The sequence below is a fragment of the Polaribacter sp. M10 genome (genome assembly GCF_054968445.1).
Map to the genome: position 1 here is coordinate 16,017 of NZ_JBSSBG010000027.1, position 15,426 is coordinate 31,442.

General features: G+C 30.6%; 12 protein-coding genes. 6 read left to right on the forward strand and 6 right to left on the reverse strand.

What is annotated here, in order from left to right:
* The first annotated feature begins 3 nt into the window (after positions 1-3).
* A complete protein-coding gene (locus tag ACWYN7_RS16225) occupies positions 4-1,863 on the forward strand; it encodes a M61 family metallopeptidase (protein ID WP_462861025.1) in 1,860 nt (619 codons plus the stop codon).
* Positions 1,864-2,087: 224 nt separating this feature from the next.
* On the opposite strand, the gene ACWYN7_RS16230 is transcribed toward ACWYN7_RS16225, so the two are convergent.
* The 3 genes from ACWYN7_RS16230 to ACWYN7_RS16240 are packed head-to-tail and all read right to left on the reverse strand — an operon-like array spanning position 2,088 to position 4,037.
* On the reverse strand, positions 2,088-2,585 hold the full coding sequence (locus tag ACWYN7_RS16230) for a hypothetical protein (RefSeq protein ID WP_462861026.1): 498 nt from the start codon (positions 2,583-2,585) through the stop codon (positions 2,088-2,090).
* 47 nt (positions 2,586-2,632) lie between these two features.
* Positions 2,633-3,454, reverse strand: coding sequence for a dihydropteroate synthase (gene folP / locus ACWYN7_RS16235; RefSeq protein ID WP_462861027.1), 822 nt, complete (start codon positions 3,452-3,454; stop codon positions 2,633-2,635).
* A gap of 1 nt (position 3,455) precedes the next feature.
* Complete coding sequence (locus tag ACWYN7_RS16240) at positions 3,456-4,037, reverse strand: LOG family protein (protein ID WP_462861028.1); 582 nt, start codon at positions 4,035-4,037, stop codon at positions 3,456-3,458.
* Positions 4,038-4,121: 84 nt separating this feature from the next.
* Between ACWYN7_RS16240 and ACWYN7_RS16245 the strand changes: the two genes are divergently transcribed.
* Positions 4,122-4,655, forward strand: coding sequence for a DUF1599 domain-containing protein (locus ACWYN7_RS16245; RefSeq protein WP_462861029.1), 534 nt, complete (start codon positions 4,122-4,124; stop codon positions 4,653-4,655).
* Between the two features lie 207 nt (positions 4,656-4,862).
* Here the strand turns inward: ACWYN7_RS16245 and ACWYN7_RS16250 are convergent, their stop codons facing one another.
* Positions 4,863-5,759, reverse strand: coding sequence for a sterol desaturase family protein (locus ACWYN7_RS16250; protein ID WP_462861030.1), 897 nt, complete (start codon positions 5,757-5,759; stop codon positions 4,863-4,865).
* Between the two features lie 671 nt (positions 5,760-6,430).
* Here ACWYN7_RS16250 and ACWYN7_RS16255 point away from each other — a divergent pair.
* From ACWYN7_RS16255 to ACWYN7_RS16270, 4 genes are all read left to right on the forward strand, one after another.
* Entirely contained in the window at positions 6,431-6,814 is a 384-nt protein-coding gene (locus ACWYN7_RS16255) for an HU family DNA-binding protein (protein ID WP_462861031.1), read from the forward strand.
* A gap of 210 nt (positions 6,815-7,024) precedes the next feature.
* Positions 7,025-10,300, forward strand: coding sequence for an Eco57I restriction-modification methylase domain-containing protein (locus tag ACWYN7_RS16260; protein WP_462861032.1), 3,276 nt, complete (start codon positions 7,025-7,027; stop codon positions 10,298-10,300).
* 227 nt (positions 10,301-10,527) lie between these two features.
* Positions 10,528-11,439 carry an Abi family protein gene (locus ACWYN7_RS16265; RefSeq protein ID WP_462861033.1) on the forward strand — a complete coding sequence of 304 codons (912 nt, stop codon included), beginning with the start codon at positions 10,528-10,530 and terminating at the stop codon, positions 11,437-11,439.
* Positions 11,440-11,485: 46 nt separating this feature from the next.
* Positions 11,486-12,484 (forward strand): virulence RhuM family protein, encoded by a 999-nt coding sequence (locus ACWYN7_RS16270; RefSeq protein ID WP_462861034.1) that lies wholly within the window; start codon positions 11,486-11,488, stop codon positions 12,482-12,484.
* A gap of 290 nt (positions 12,485-12,774) precedes the next feature.
* Here the strand turns inward: ACWYN7_RS16270 and ACWYN7_RS16275 are convergent, their stop codons facing one another.
* On the reverse strand, positions 12,775-13,590 hold the full coding sequence (locus ACWYN7_RS16275; RefSeq protein WP_462861035.1) for a 3'(2'),5'-bisphosphate nucleotidase CysQ family protein: 816 nt from the start codon (positions 13,588-13,590) through the stop codon (positions 12,775-12,777).
* Position 13,591: 1 nt separating this feature from the next.
* Positions 13,592-14,539 carry an oxidoreductase family protein gene (locus ACWYN7_RS16280; RefSeq protein WP_462861036.1) on the reverse strand — a complete coding sequence of 316 codons (948 nt, stop codon included), beginning with the start codon at positions 14,537-14,539 and terminating at the stop codon, positions 13,592-13,594.
* Between the last annotated feature and the right edge of the window lie 887 nt (positions 14,540-15,426).

A 15,426-nucleotide genomic window follows, 5' to 3' on the forward strand; every position in this document is an offset into this window, starting at 1 on the left:
TAAATGAAAAAAATACTATTTTTTGCAATTGCGATTGCATTTTTAGGCAGTTGTGCAACTTCTAACATCAACAAAAAAGACAACACGATTCAGGTTTCTATGGATTTGAATAACGTTGTTGATGATAAAATAAAAGTGGAAGTAAACCCAAGTAAAATCAACCAAAGATCAATTGTATACCAAATTCCTGCAATTGTGCCAGGTACTTATGCCATGAGTGATTATGGCCAGTTTGTTTCTGATTTAAAAGCGTTTGATTATGATGGAAACGAACTTACTGTAAGTAAATTAGACCCAAATTCTTGGCAAATTAATGAAGCTCAAAAACTAGACAAAATTTCTTATTGGGTGGATGATACTTTCGATTCTAAGAAAAAACACGGCATTTATGTAATGGCAGGAACCAATATTGAAGCTGGTAAAAACTTCTTTTTAAACTTACCAGGTTTTGTGGGTTATTTTAAAGGCAACAAAGAAACGCCTTATCATTTAACCATAAATCATCCAGAGAATTTGTACGAAACTTCTTCTTTAATCAATAAAAACACTACTAAAGAAGACAACACAAAAGATGTGTTTTTTGCTTCTAGATACGATGAAATATCAGACAACCCAATTATGTATGCGCCTTTAAACACGGTAAACTTTACTGTAAATGGTGTTGCTGTTTCTTTGGCTGTGTATTCGCCAAATAACATCCATAATGCTAAAGATATGGAAGCCGATTTAAAGAAAATGGTTGAAGCACAAACCAATTTTTTAGAAGGTTTTTCTACGACCAACGAATACAATATTTTGGTGTATTTGTTCGATCCAAAAGTATACAACTGGCAAAGTTTTGGTGCTTTAGAACACTTATCATCAACAACAGTAGTTTATCCAGAAACGTATACCAAAGAGCAATTGGCAAACGGAATGATTAACGGAACTGTTTCTCACGAATTTTTTCATATTGTAACTCCATTGTCTGTACATTCTGAAGAAATACATTCTTTTGATTTTAACACGCCAAATATGTCTCAACATTTGTGGATGTACGAAGGAATTACTGAGTATTTTGCCAACTTATTTCAGGTAAACCAAGGCTTAATTTCTGAGCAAGAATTTATTGATGAAATGAAAGGCAAAATTGCGAGCTCTATGCGTTATAATGATACCATGTCTTTTACTAAAATGAGTAAAAACATTTTAGAGGATAAATATGCCAAAAACTATGGAAACGTTTATCAAAAAGGAGCTTTAATTGGGATGTCTTTAGATATTTTATTGCGCGAAGAAAGTGAAGGTAAATACGGAGTTCGTGATTTAATGAAAGATTTATCGAATAAATTCGGACAAAACAAACCTTTTAAAGATGATGAAATTTTAGATGAAATTGTAGCCATGACCTATCCTTCTATTGGTACTTTTTTCGAGAAACATTTAACAGGAAATGTTGCTATTGATTACGATGCTTTGTTAGCCAAAGTTGGTATTGTTAAGAAAAAAGAAAACATTGATGCTGGTTATTTTTTAGATAGTAACAGACAAATCTTTTTATCAGCAAATCAAAAACAAGAAATCTTTTTTACCAATAGAAAAAATACGGCTTTAGCAGCTTTAGGTGTAAAATCTGGCGATGTTTTAAAATCGGTAAACGGTACTGATGTAAACTTGCAAAACATTAGAAATTTTATAGGGCAATCTTTACAATGGAAAGCAGGAGACAAAATTACTTTTGAAGTAATTAGAAATGGAGAAACTCTAAAACTAGAAAGCGATTTTGTAAAAGGGACAACTGAAATCGAAAATTTAGTAATTGAAGAATTACCAGAATCTGATCCGAAGAAAAAATTAAGAGATGCTTGGTTAAAAGCGTTGTAATTTTATTTTTTTAATCAAAACTTAAAGACTCTCATTTTGGGAGTCTTTTTTTATTGTGTTTACTGTAATTTCGTGATCTTAGAAAAAACTGAAAAAAATTACAGTTTGACCTTTATAAAGAATATCTTTTTAAATATCAGTTGAGTTGGAGACGCTTAAAGCGTTACAAACTGTTTGGAAATTTTGTTTAAAAAATTAATTTAAGAATTAGTTTTAGATTGAAATTAAACCTCATCATCAAAAGGATTTTCAAAAGGCAAATCATCATCAATATCATAGTCATCATAGTTTACTCCTGGAGGATTAAATAATCCCCACCTATCAATTATATAATTCCATTCATCAAATGTTTTTACCCATTCTGCAAATAAGATTCTAAATTCTTCAATTTCATTTCTAATAAGTTCTAAATAATCCAAATCATTAAAACCAAGCATCCTTAAACCTGAAGTTGTCGTTAAAATAGTTCTCGCAGCTTTTCTAATAATGGAAGCATTTTCCATTTTTAAATCATACAATATGTCATCAGAAAAAGCACCAGTAATTTTAGCAGGAATAATGAGTGCATTTTCATGCATCTGATTTTTATACTCATTCAATAAATGATTATTAAAATCATTTTCATCCTCATTATTTTCTATCAGTACAGAAACTTTATCAACTAGTTCATAGATTTCTTTGGCTTTGATAAATAATGGAAATTTCTTTAAATTTTCATCCATAATCCTAATTTTAGTATGAGATTTCTCCACAAGGTCGAAATGACATATTAAAGCACTTGCTCCACAATCTTAATAGCCTCAACAGCTTCTTTAACATCGTGCACACGTAACATATTTGCACCATTTAATAAAGCAATGGTGTTTGCAGATGTTGTAGCATTTAACGCTTCTTGTGCAGAAATACCTAAGGTTTTGTATAACATCGATTTTCTAGAAATTCCTGCTAAAATGGGTGCATTTAAACTTTTAAAAAGCTCTAAGTTACTTAAAATTTTAAAATTATGCGCTATGGTTTTGCCAAATCCGAAGCCAACATCAATAATAACATCGTTTACTTTTAGTTGATGTAAATCGAATATTTGTTTGGCAAAAAAGGAAATAATTTCTTTAGTTACATCTTCATAAACAGGATTTTGCTGCATATTTTGTGGTGTCCCTAACATGTGCATTAAAATATACGGAACTTGCAAACTAGCAACAGTTGCAAACATTTTATCGTCCATAGTTCCACCAGAAATATCATTGATTATTGCTGCTCCAGAATTTACAGTAGCTTCAGCCACTTTGCTTCTAAACGTATCTACAGAAATAATAATTTCTGGATAGTTTTTTATCAGCAAATCGATAACAGGTACTATTCTTTTCAGTTCTTCTTCTTCAGAAATATGAGCAGCTCCTGGTCTAGAAGAATATGCACCAACATCTATAAAAGTTGCACCTTCTGTCAACATTTTATCAACCTGACGTAAAATTGCTGTTTCGTCTTTGTATTTACCTCCATCAAAAAAAGAATCTGGAGTAATGTTTAAAATCCCCATTACTTTTGGTGATGATAAATCCACTAAATTACCTTTACAATTTATGGTCATTTTATTTGACAACTTTATTAATAATAGCACTAATTTTTGGCGCTTTATAAGCTTCCATTTTTTGCATTAAATCATCAACAGAATTTCCTACAATTAGCATTTTTCGATTTACTTCTTTTAAATACCCCTCTGCTACCATTTTGTCTAATTGTAGTAAAATTGCATCGAAAAACCCATTGACATTTAAGAGGCCAACTGGTTTTTGTTCAATTTGCAATTGCCCTAAAGTTAGCGCTTCAAACAACTCATCTAAAGTACCAAAACCACCAGGAAGCGTAATATAGCCATCAATTAATTTGCTCATAATTACTTTGCGTTCGCTCATTTTTTTGCAAATTATCATTTCTACAACATTCGGATGAATGACTTCTTCCTTTTCTAAAATCTTAGGAATTACGCCAATAACCTCTCCATTTTTACTCAGAATTTCATCAGCAATTACGCCCATCATTCCTAATTTACCCCCACCATAAACCAAGCCTATATTATGATTTACAAAATAGTTTCCCAATGCTTTGGCTGCATCTTTATAAATAGGATTAAACCCTAAACTAGAGCCACAAAACACAACAATTCTTTTCATGATTAGCGTTTGATAATTTCATTGTAAAAATAAATGAAAAGGCTATAAGATTTACTACTTTTGAAAAAATACTTTTTTACAAAAATGCAAGACACCTCAAAACAATATGATGCAGTAATTGACAATTGCAGAAGTTTATTTATTAAAAAAATGTCTGATTATGGTTCTGCTTGGCGAATTTTACGTTTGCCATCGTTAACAGATCAAATCTTTATTAAAGCGCAAAGAATTCGTCAACTACAAGAAAATGAGGTTCGTAAAGTAGATGAAGGCGAAAAATCTGAGTTTATTGGCATTATCAATTACTCGATTATGGCTTTAATTCAATTAGAAAAAGGGGTTGTAGATAATCCTGATTTAAACACGGAAGAAGCTACAATTTTATACGATAAACATGCTAAAATTACCAAAGAATTGATGCTTAACAAGAATCACGATTATGGTGAAGCTTGGAGAGATATGCGTGTTTCTTCTTTAACCGATTTAATTTTACAAAAGTTGTTGCGTGTAAAACAAATTGAAGATAATAAAGGAAAAACCTTAGTGTCTGAAGGCATTGATGCCAATTACCAAGACATGATTAATTATGCTGTTTTTGCGATGATACATTTGGGGTAAATGAATTCAAAGTTTAAAGTTCTGAATTTAAAGTTGTGTTTCACATTGAAAAAGACATGTTTTATTTTAAAAATCAGTATTGAATAAAATAAGCCCACTAAAACACTAATTTCAAAATAAATTCAAAATAACGACATGAAGTCGACTTTCGTGTTTTGCAGACTTAATTAATGTAAAATTACGAATTTTATTTAAAATAAATAGCCATTAAAATTTATTGATTTTTCTACCTAAAGGATACATTTCTTGCTGAATAAAGCTTTTAGGAAAATTTTCATCACCCTCAAAACCCAACTCAATATCTCTACCTGAATGTGGAATGTAATTGGTTTTAAAAATATAATCCCAAATACTTAGTGTAATTCCGAAATTTACGCCAAACTTACGTGCTTCTGGCAATTCTCTAGAATGATGCCAAATGTGCATTTTCGGATTGTTTAAAATGTATTTGAACCAGCCATAATCCCAATTGATATTTGCATGATTTAAATGCCCAATAGTAATGTTAAAAAAATGTACAAAAGCTACATCTTGCGCAGAAAACCCGCCAATAATTGCTAACGGAATGTATTTTAAAGAGTTGTACACTACAGGTTCCATCCAATGATAACGCAAATGCGCAGCAAAACCCATTTGTTTTACAGAGTGATGCACTTTATGAAAATTCCATAGAAATTCTACTCTATGCAGCAACCTGTGTGTCCACCATTGTACAAAATCTACCACAATAAAAAAGATAAATATTCTTGCAAAAAAAGGCAATTCATCCAATTCTAAAAGCTGAAAATTAGCTATTGATAAACCTACTACTCCCAAAACATCATTAAACAATTCTGATGCTGAATTTGATAACGCAATTAGCACAATTAAGTTTAACAAAAAGAAATTAAAGAACATATAAAACGTATCTAGCCAAAAATCTTTTCTGAATAATGATTGATTTTTACGCCAAGGAAAAATGGCTTCTAAACCCCAAACGATTAATGAAATGATAATTAATCCGTAGAAATAGTTCTCCCAATTCAGCTCCATTAAAACCGAATTTTTAAGGTAATTCCAATAACTGGAATACGAGTTTTTTATAATTTCTAGGTATTTTTCCATTTTAATAAGTGACTATGCATTGTGTATTGCCATAAATAGGTCTGATTTTTAGCAAAAATCTTACAGTAAAAATAAGCTTCAAAATTAGTATTTTCTAAAAAAATGGACAGAAAAAATACCTTAGGAATTAAAAAATGTAGTTTTTGTTGAAAACTTCAAGGGTTTTGTGAATAGGTTACCCATTGCCAGCAGAAAAAAAGCACTTAATTTTACAATGTAGAGATACAAGCAAGTGCTTTAATTCAGTTAAAATTATGGATAACTTATGCATAACTCATTGGTAAATTTATTTTTAACTAATAAATGATGTTGTATTTTTACAAAAACAAAAAAGCCTTAAAGATGTTGCTTTAAGACTTTTTGTAAAATCGGTAACACTGTTTGGTATTACGTAATTTCGTTTTGGTACTTCAAAATTACAATACTTCTTACAGCTTACCAAAAATATTTTGTTAATATTTAATTGCAAGCCAACACCTTGCAGCTGGTAAAAAAATGATTTAATTTTCTTTCAATCAGACTCCTATAACTACTAAAAAGTTATGGTTGTACTATACAAAACCGTGTGTAGTTGGGCAATATATGTATTGCAGAGTGTTAAAAGCGTACTGTAAGAGGTGTCTGTATTGCAACCTCTTTTAAATGCAATACAATTTAAATACTTAAAAATTATGTCTATAAAATATAGACCATTACAGAGGGTAAACCCTCAAGATATTACTGCAACAAAAAAATATTATGCAGCAGTAGTAGCAAACGGAAGTGTAGATTTTGAAACACTTGCAGAACAAATTTCAGAACAATGTACGGTTACAGAAACCGATTGTTTGGCAGTACTAAATGTGCTAGAACAAAACATTGTAAGAGAATTAGGGCAAGGACGCATTGTGCGTTTGGGCAAATTGGGTAATTTTCAGGTAAGTTTAAGCTCTGAAGGCTTTGCTACAGCTGAAGAAGTATCTGCAGCAGGCATTACCAATTCTAGAATTATTTTTAGACCTGCTAAGAAATTACGTAATTTATTAAAGAACCTAACATTTAGTAAGGCAAGTTAAACAGCTAAATTCTGTTTGGCAAAACCTCAATACCATTGGGTATTGAGGTTTTTTTATGCCTAAAAAGCACCTGTATTGCATACGTATGCAACTTTTGTCGGATGCTGATGGAGTAATTATTGCATGCTGATGCAATAAAAATTACCTACTGATGCAGTAAGAATTAAAAAGATTAGTATTTTTAAGTCTTACTAAATTGCATAGAAAACAATGTCATTATACCAAACATCAGTATTAAAAAGTTATATCAACTTACAAGAAGATACTGTTATAGAAAAAGCCTATAAAAAGTATGTCAAGTATTTTTTAAACCCTACTATTCAAGAAAACATAAGAAGTTCTAAAGAAGAAGAATATCAAGGTATTTTTTTAACAGAATTATTTGTCAATATTTTAGACTATACTCTAAAACCAAAAGCCAATTTTAATTTAGTAGCCGAGTATAAAAATCAAACCAATTCTAGAAAAGCAGATGGTGCAATTTTGCATAATGATATTGCTCTAGGCGTAATCGAATTAAAAGGCACAAAAACCAAAGATTTAGAAAGCATACGCAAACAAGCCTTTGATTATAAAGCAAATCAAAAAGGCTGCGTGTATGTAATTACATCTAACTTTGAGAAGTTGCGTTTCTATATCAATGATGCCACAGAGTTTGAAGAGTTTAATTTATTTGAACTCACCAAAGAACGTTTTCAACTCTTCTATTTATGCTTACAGAAAGACAACATTCTAAACAATGTTCCTTTAAAAATTAAAGAAGCATCTATAGTACAAGAAGAAAAAATTACTAAAGATTTCTATAAAGACTATTCACTTTTTAAAAGAGAGTTATACAGAGATTTGGTAAAACAAAATGCCAAGAGATTAAAAAATACTAATGTCATTTCGAGCGAAGTCGAGAAATCTCAAGAACAACAACAATTAGAAAAAAACGTAAAGCTAACGCTCTTTAAAAAATCACAAAAATTAATAGACCGTTTTCTGTTTATATTCTTTGCAGAAGACCGAAGTTTATTGCCTGCAAATAGCACCCAGCAAATATTAGACAAATGGAAAGACGATGTAGATTTTGGTGACGACAGACCACTATACACGCTATTTAAACAATATTTTAAATTCTTAGACCAAGGAAGAGCAGGAACATCTAAAAGAGCTGAAATATACGCTTATAATGGTGGTTTGTTTAAAGAAGATAGTTTATTAGATGGTTTAGAAATTGATAGCGATTTACTCTACAAACACACCCAAAAATTAGCAGGGTACGATTTCGAAAGTCAAGTAGATGTTAATATTCTAGGGCACATTTTTGAAAATTCTTTAAATGAAATAGAAAGCGTAAATGCAGAAATTGAAGGCGCAGATTTCGACAAGCAAAAAAGCAAACGTAAAAAAGACGGAGTATTCTACACTCCCAAATACATTACCAAATACATTGTAGAAAATACGGTTGGTAAACTCTGTACAGAAAAGAAAGTTGAGTTAGGTATAAAAGAAGAAGAATACTTTAAAGGACGTAAAAACAGACAAAAAACCACCATTACAAAATTAGTAAAGCTATTAGATGACTATAGAAATTGGCTCTTACAACTCACCATTTGCGACCCTGCTTGTGGTTCTGGTGCATTTTTAAACCAAGCCTTAAACTTTTTAATTGCAGAACACACTTATATAGACGAACTTAAAACAAAAGTTTTAGGTGGTGGTTTACAATTTCCAGATATTGAAAACACCATTTTAGAAAACAACATTTTTGGGGTAGATTTAAACGAAGAATCTGTAGAAATTGCCAAACTCTCTCTATGGTTACGTACTGCACAACCTCGTAGAAAATTAAACGATTTAAGTAGCAATATAAAATGTGGAAATTCTTTAATAGACAGCAAAACAGTGGCTGGTGATAAAGCCTTTCATTGGGAAACACAATTTCCTCAAGTATTTGAAAAAGGTGGTTTTGATGTGGTGATTGGGAATCCGCCTTATGTAAGAGCGGAATTAATTATTCAATATAAAAAATTTCTAGAATCTAATTACAAATCATATCATGGTAACGCTGATTTATACATATATTTTTATGAATTAGGGATGGAAATTCTTAAGATAAATGGGGTTCTATCTTACATTGCTCCTAATAAATGGTTGCAATCTAAATATGGGCAAAACCTTCGTTTTTTAATAGGTAATGATTATGAGTTAGTTAGGTTAATTGATTTTGGAGAGGCAAATATTTTTGAAGGTGTTGGTACATTCCCTAGTATTACAATTATAAATAAAAATGTTAGCGAAAATGATTTATTATTATCTGAAGTGACCAATTTAGAACAGATAAGAAGAGGTGATTTAAATACTTTAGATATCATTAATATTTCAAAAGAAACTCTTGTAAAAAATGACTGGAAATTAAAAGATAAAAAGACAACAAATTTACTAGGTAAGTTAGAAAGTAAATATGTTAAATTTGGTGAATTAGTTGAGCGTAAATTTTTAGCAGGTATAAAAACAGGTGCTAATAAGTTATTAATTTTTAACGAGGATAAAGTTAAAGAAATCACTAATAATTCTAATGAATCAGAATTATTTAAGCCAATAATATTTGGTAAAAATTTAGAGAAATTTAGATTTAACATTAGCAATCAATTTGTATTTTTTCCTTATAAGTTTACAAATAATAAGCAAGAAATAATTGATTTAAAAAAATACCCCAATACTTATAATTATTTTTTAAATTCAAAAGAAGAACTAATAAAAAGAGCAATTATAAGAGAAGGAGTTATTAAAGGAACACATTTTTGGTATGAATTACAGCAAGTAAATAAATTTTTTGACTATTCAAATCCTAAAATTATTTACCCTGATATTGCTGTCAGTAATAGATTTGCTATAGATTATTCAGGTAGTATTCCAGATATGACTTGTTTTTTTATTCCTAAATCAGAAATCTATTTTTTACCAATATTAAACTCTAAAATGTTTAGGTTTTTAGCTAGTAATTATTGCCCTATTTTAGGTAATATTAAAGATGGTGGAAGAATTAGATATAAATCGAATTATTTAGCTCAAATTCCTTTTCCTACTTTAGATAATCATATAGAATTTTTAGAAAACTTAAGTTTAAAATCAGAAGGTAATAGAAATAAACTATATAGTTGTTTAGAAAAATTTAGAACTTATTTATTGAGTAAACTAAAGATTAAACCTCCATCAAAACTACAAAACTGGCACGTGTTAGATTTTGGAGATTTTATAAAAGAGCTCAACAAAGCCATAAAAGCCAATAATAAATTAAGAGCAAAAGAAGATTTAGAACCAATACCAACACTAACCAAAAAAGATGAGTTTGAGTGGTTAGACCTCTTTGAAGAAAACAAACAAAAAGCACAAGCCTTACAAACCCAAATAAACCAAACAGATGCAGCAATAGACCAAATGGTTTATGAGTTGTATGGTTTAACTGATGAGGAAATTGAAATTGTGGAGAATAGTTAGTCATTGCGCTTGTTCTGAACTTGTTTCAGAAACTCACGAAGCAATCTATTACAAATTAAAAAAAAATAATATGAAAAAAAAACAAACAAATACTAGTGTAATATATTATAAAAATTGTACTTTTGCAGCAACAGTACACACCACGCTACCCAATAGAACAGCGTCCCAGGGTGTGTCTTTTGCTTTTTACACCTTTCTTATTTTGCTTACCAAAAAAACATTTACTTATGTTTAGTAAAAAAGCATTTACCATAAAAGAACAAATTGCACAACTACAAGAAAGAGGGTTGCTAATTAAAAATACTGTTTTAGCAGAAAAATATTTATCTAATATTAGCTATTATCGTTTAGGAGAATATTGGTATGTAATGCAAGAAAATAAAGAAAAACATATCTTTAAACCCAATAGTAGGTTTGCAGATGTAATAGCTCTTTATAATTTTGATGCAGAACTACGTTTGTTGCTTTTTGATGTTATAGAAAAAATAGAAATTAGTTTACGAACCAAGCTTATTTATCATCTTTCTCACGAAATAGACCCCTGGTGGTTTTGTAATTCAGAAATTTTTACTGATAGTTTACAATACTCTAGAACATTAGCAAAAATTGAAGAAGAAGTAACTAGAGCAAGAAGAAAAGATGTTACCATAAAACATCATTTTAAAAAGCATAAAGACGATTTAAGATTCCCACCTTCTTGGAAGAGTTTAGAACAAGTTAGTTTTGGTAACTTATCAAAACTATATGGTAATTTAAAACACTCTGTAAAATCTAAAGACTTAATTGCACAAGAATTTGGTGCTGTAAATCATACCTATTTACCAAGTTGGTTACAATCTATTGCACAGATTCGGAATTTTTGTGCACATCATTCTAGATTATGGAACAGAAACTTACCAAGTACAGTAAAACTTTTACCCAAACCACCAAATCCTTGGATTATAGAAAAGGAAAATATTCCAAAACAGACTAACAAACTTTATATGCATTTGTGTTTGATGAAGTATGTTTTAAACACAATTCAGCCTAATAATGATTTTACTTCTAAATTAGATACATTATTTATCAAGTATCCAAATATAGACCCAAATGCTTTAGATATGAAAGCCAATTGGCAACAAGAACCACTTTGGAAATAAGTAAATAGAAAAGTAGTAGAAAAAGAAAGTTTTAAAAAGAATTCATATGCAAAACAACCAACAAAACATCATTATTTACAATACAGCAGATGGCAAAGCTTCTGTTAGTTTATATACAAAAGATGGCAATGTTTGGATGAATCAAAGTCAACTTGCAGAACTTTTTGACACCTCTATACCAAACATCAGTATGCATATATCTAACATATTGAAAGAAAAAGAGTTATCATCTAATTCAGTTATTAAGAATTACTTAACAACTGCTCAAGATGGTAAAGAGTACAATGTTACTTTTTATGCCTTAGATATGATTTTGGCTATTGGGTTTAGAGTACGTAGTAAACGAGGTACACAATTCAGAATTTGGGCAAACCAAAACCTTAAAGAATATATGATTAAGGGTTTTGTAATGGATGATGAACGCTTAAAAAATCCTGATGGCAGACCCGATTATTTTGATGAATTACTTGCACGTATTAGAGAGGTTAGAGCTTCAGAAAAACGCTTCTATCAAAAAGTAAGAGATTTATTTGCATTAAGTAGCGATTACGACCCTACAGACAAAGCTACACAAATGTTTTTTGCTGATACACAAAACAAATTACTCTATGCAGTAACTCATAAAACAGCAGCAGAATTAGTACTTGCAAGAGCAAATGCAAAAGACCCTAATATGGCATTAACTACTTGGAAAGGTAACCAAGTAAGAAAACAAGACATCTTTATTGCAAAAAATTATTTAAATGAAGACGAATTAGATTCTTTAAATAGGTTGGTAGTTATATTTATAGAAACAGCAGAGCTAAGAGCAAAAAATCGTGTAGACATTACAATGAAATTCTGGAAAGAAAATGTAGATAGAGTACTAGAGTTTAACGACCAAAAAGTGTTAAAAAGTTTGGGTAGTATTTCTAACAAGCAAATGGAAGAAAAAGTTAGAAAAATATATGCCGAATTCGATTCCAACAGAAAAATTCAAGAAGCTAAAAAAGAAGATGCAATAGAATTAGAAGAAATAGAAAAATTACTAAAAAAGAAAAAATAGAAAATAAAGAACCTCGGTTCAAAAACCGAGGATTTTGTTGCGGCCCTATTAAAGCAAACGGCTTTAATCGAGTCGACTTAATATTTTATATATACAAAGTTAATAAAATATTGCAATTTTAATGCCAAATTATTAGATATGAAAGATTAAAATGAAGAGAAAAACGCCGAATGTTGCAAACAGCTAATCTTTGCAGAAGGAAGAATGCCTGAAGCAATCTGTTGGTTGTAATGATGAGATTGCTTCGTACCTCGCAATGACAAAAGGAGTTCGCAAGACTAGAGCATTCGTTATGACGAGAAGAATATCCCTTTCTCATTCATATGCGGAGTTTTTGAGCTATTTAAGTCTAGTGGGTTTCCATAAAAGTCCCGAGCTTTTAAACCGAGTTCGTTAAAAATACACACTGTTGAGGCATAGTCCCAAATACAACCTCCACCCTTTTCTTTTTTGGGAAATTTAAACATTATGGCAGGTTTATTTTCTGCAACTTTTATCGCATTTAAAACAGAACCCGAACCAAAATGTTCTTTCAATTCGTTCAGTTTTAGTTTCTCTTTTTCTCGATTTAAAACTGCTATAAACCTCTCTTTTTCGGGTAAATCTGATAAGTCTTTTTCGATAGTATAGGTTAAATAATTATTTGGTTCATTAAATTGCCAAGGTTTTCCATTTTTAAAAGCACCTTTGTCTTTTATGGCGTGATATAAATTGTTGGTAGTAGGATCGAAAACAACTCCGATTTGTGGTATTCCTTCTTTGGAAATCAATGCAATTGACACCGAAAAACCAGCTTGCTTTTTTATAAAAGCCAATGTACCATCTATGGGATCTATACACCAGAAAAATTCTTTTGCAAAGCGACTATTATCATCTTCTTGCTCTTCTGTTAGCAATCCCAGATCGTAAGTTTTACAAGTAGGCAAAAGATAAGACAACACAGTTGCTTCACTTTTTAAATCGACTTCTGTAAGTACTTGAGAGGCCAGAGAATCTCCTACTTTTTTTTCTAAAATAGTAACGTCATCATTCATGTATTTTTGAATGACTTTTCCAGCGGCTAAAGCTGCTTCTATGGCAATATCTGTAAGTTTTTGTAAATCCATTTTATAAATTTTTAATGACTTGTTTTGTAATCCGTTCACTATAACTGTTAATTTTCCAATGCCCAGGGCTCCATCCTTTTAAAAAACGATGAAAATCTGCCCATGCTACGTGATATAAAGCTCTCCATTCGTTTTCTAATGCTTCATTTTTATCACCCAAAGCTTTGTGTAAATGGGTAAAGTAGGTGTCTAAAATTTTAGATTCCAGTCGTTCACAATCTTCTTCATCTAAACAACTCCCAATAAAATAAGCCACATCTTTCATGCCACAACCACCACCTACATATTGAAAATCGACACCAGCCACTTGTCCGTTTTTAGAAAAACAGAAGTTTGCTAATTTAGCATCTCCATGTACAAAAGTTTTAAAGTTACAATTATTCAATTTATCATCAATTGCAATTGCCGCTTTTTTCAATGGAATATCTTCTAAAACTGCTAATTCTTGTGGTCTTGTGGCTAAATGCCAATACGTACCAACCTCCCAAATCCCTTTGGAATCTTTACCCAAATAACTGGCGTGAAAATTAGCCAACCACTGCAAACACCCGTCAATTTCTAACCAACTTAGGTTTTGTTTTCTTAATGAAAAACCTGCTTCATCTAAGTCTTCTAAAACCATTAAAACCTCGTCATTTTCTTGTGCAATTGCCAAACATTTGGGCAAACGCGCCTTACTTTGGTTGCTGTAGTTTTTGTACCAATAGGTTTCTACTTCGTAGGATTTTAATTTTCTTTGATGCCCAATATCAGAATTCCAGCCTCTTGGGTGATTCATCTGTTTTGGCAGTTGTACATTTTTTACAACCACACTTTTTAGAGGGCTTCCCTGTAATGCTACTCGAATTATTTTGCCATAACCGCTCCAAAGTGATTGAATCACTTCTTTTTCTTGTAGGGATGATGCTCCTGTTTTTTGCAGGATGATGGATTTAAAATGGTTGTTCATATTTTATTTTATACAGTCCCTTCAGGTTTTGAAAACCTGAAAGGTCTTAAGGTAATTCATGCTAAAAGTAATGATTTTTGAAAGTAAATTCTGCAGATTTCTATAACCTTAACAATTTAACTACAACTACTGCTAAGTGACTGAATTCCTTCTTTTTCTTGTTAAGAAAATACGCCTGTTGCTATACAATAAGTCTTTTATTATAGTCATTTATATTTTATACAAAACAGACCCTTCAGGTTTTGAAAACCTGAAGGGTCTTAATCTAATTGATATTATATGTAATACTTTTTGAAAATAAATTCTGCAAATTTCTAAACCTTAACAATTTAACTAGAACTTCCCCTAAGTGACTGAAAGACTTCTTTTTATTGAAAAAGAAATTACGACTATTTACTTTACAATAAATCTATAAAATAGTCATTCATATTTTATATTATACAGACCCTTCAGGTTTTCGAAACCTGAAGGGTCTAGGCATAATTGATGTTATATGTAATACTTTTTTAAAGTAAATTCTGCAGATTTCTATAACCTCAACAATTTTGTCTAAAACTACTCCTAAGTGACTGAAAGACTTATTTTTCTTGTTAAGAAATTACGACTATTTACTTTACAATAAGTCTATAAAATAGTCATTCATATTTTTATATTATGCAGACCCTTCAGGTTTTCAAAACCTGAAGGGTCTTAAGGTAATTCATGCTAAAAGTGATTATTTTTGAAAGTAAATTCTGCAGATTTCTAAACCTGAACAGTTTAACTACAACTGACCCTAAGAGATTGAAAGACTTCTTTTTATTGTTAAGAAATTACACCTGTTTGCTTTAGAATAAGTCATTTAAAATTGTCTTTCTTATTTTATATAATGCAGACCCTTCAGGTTT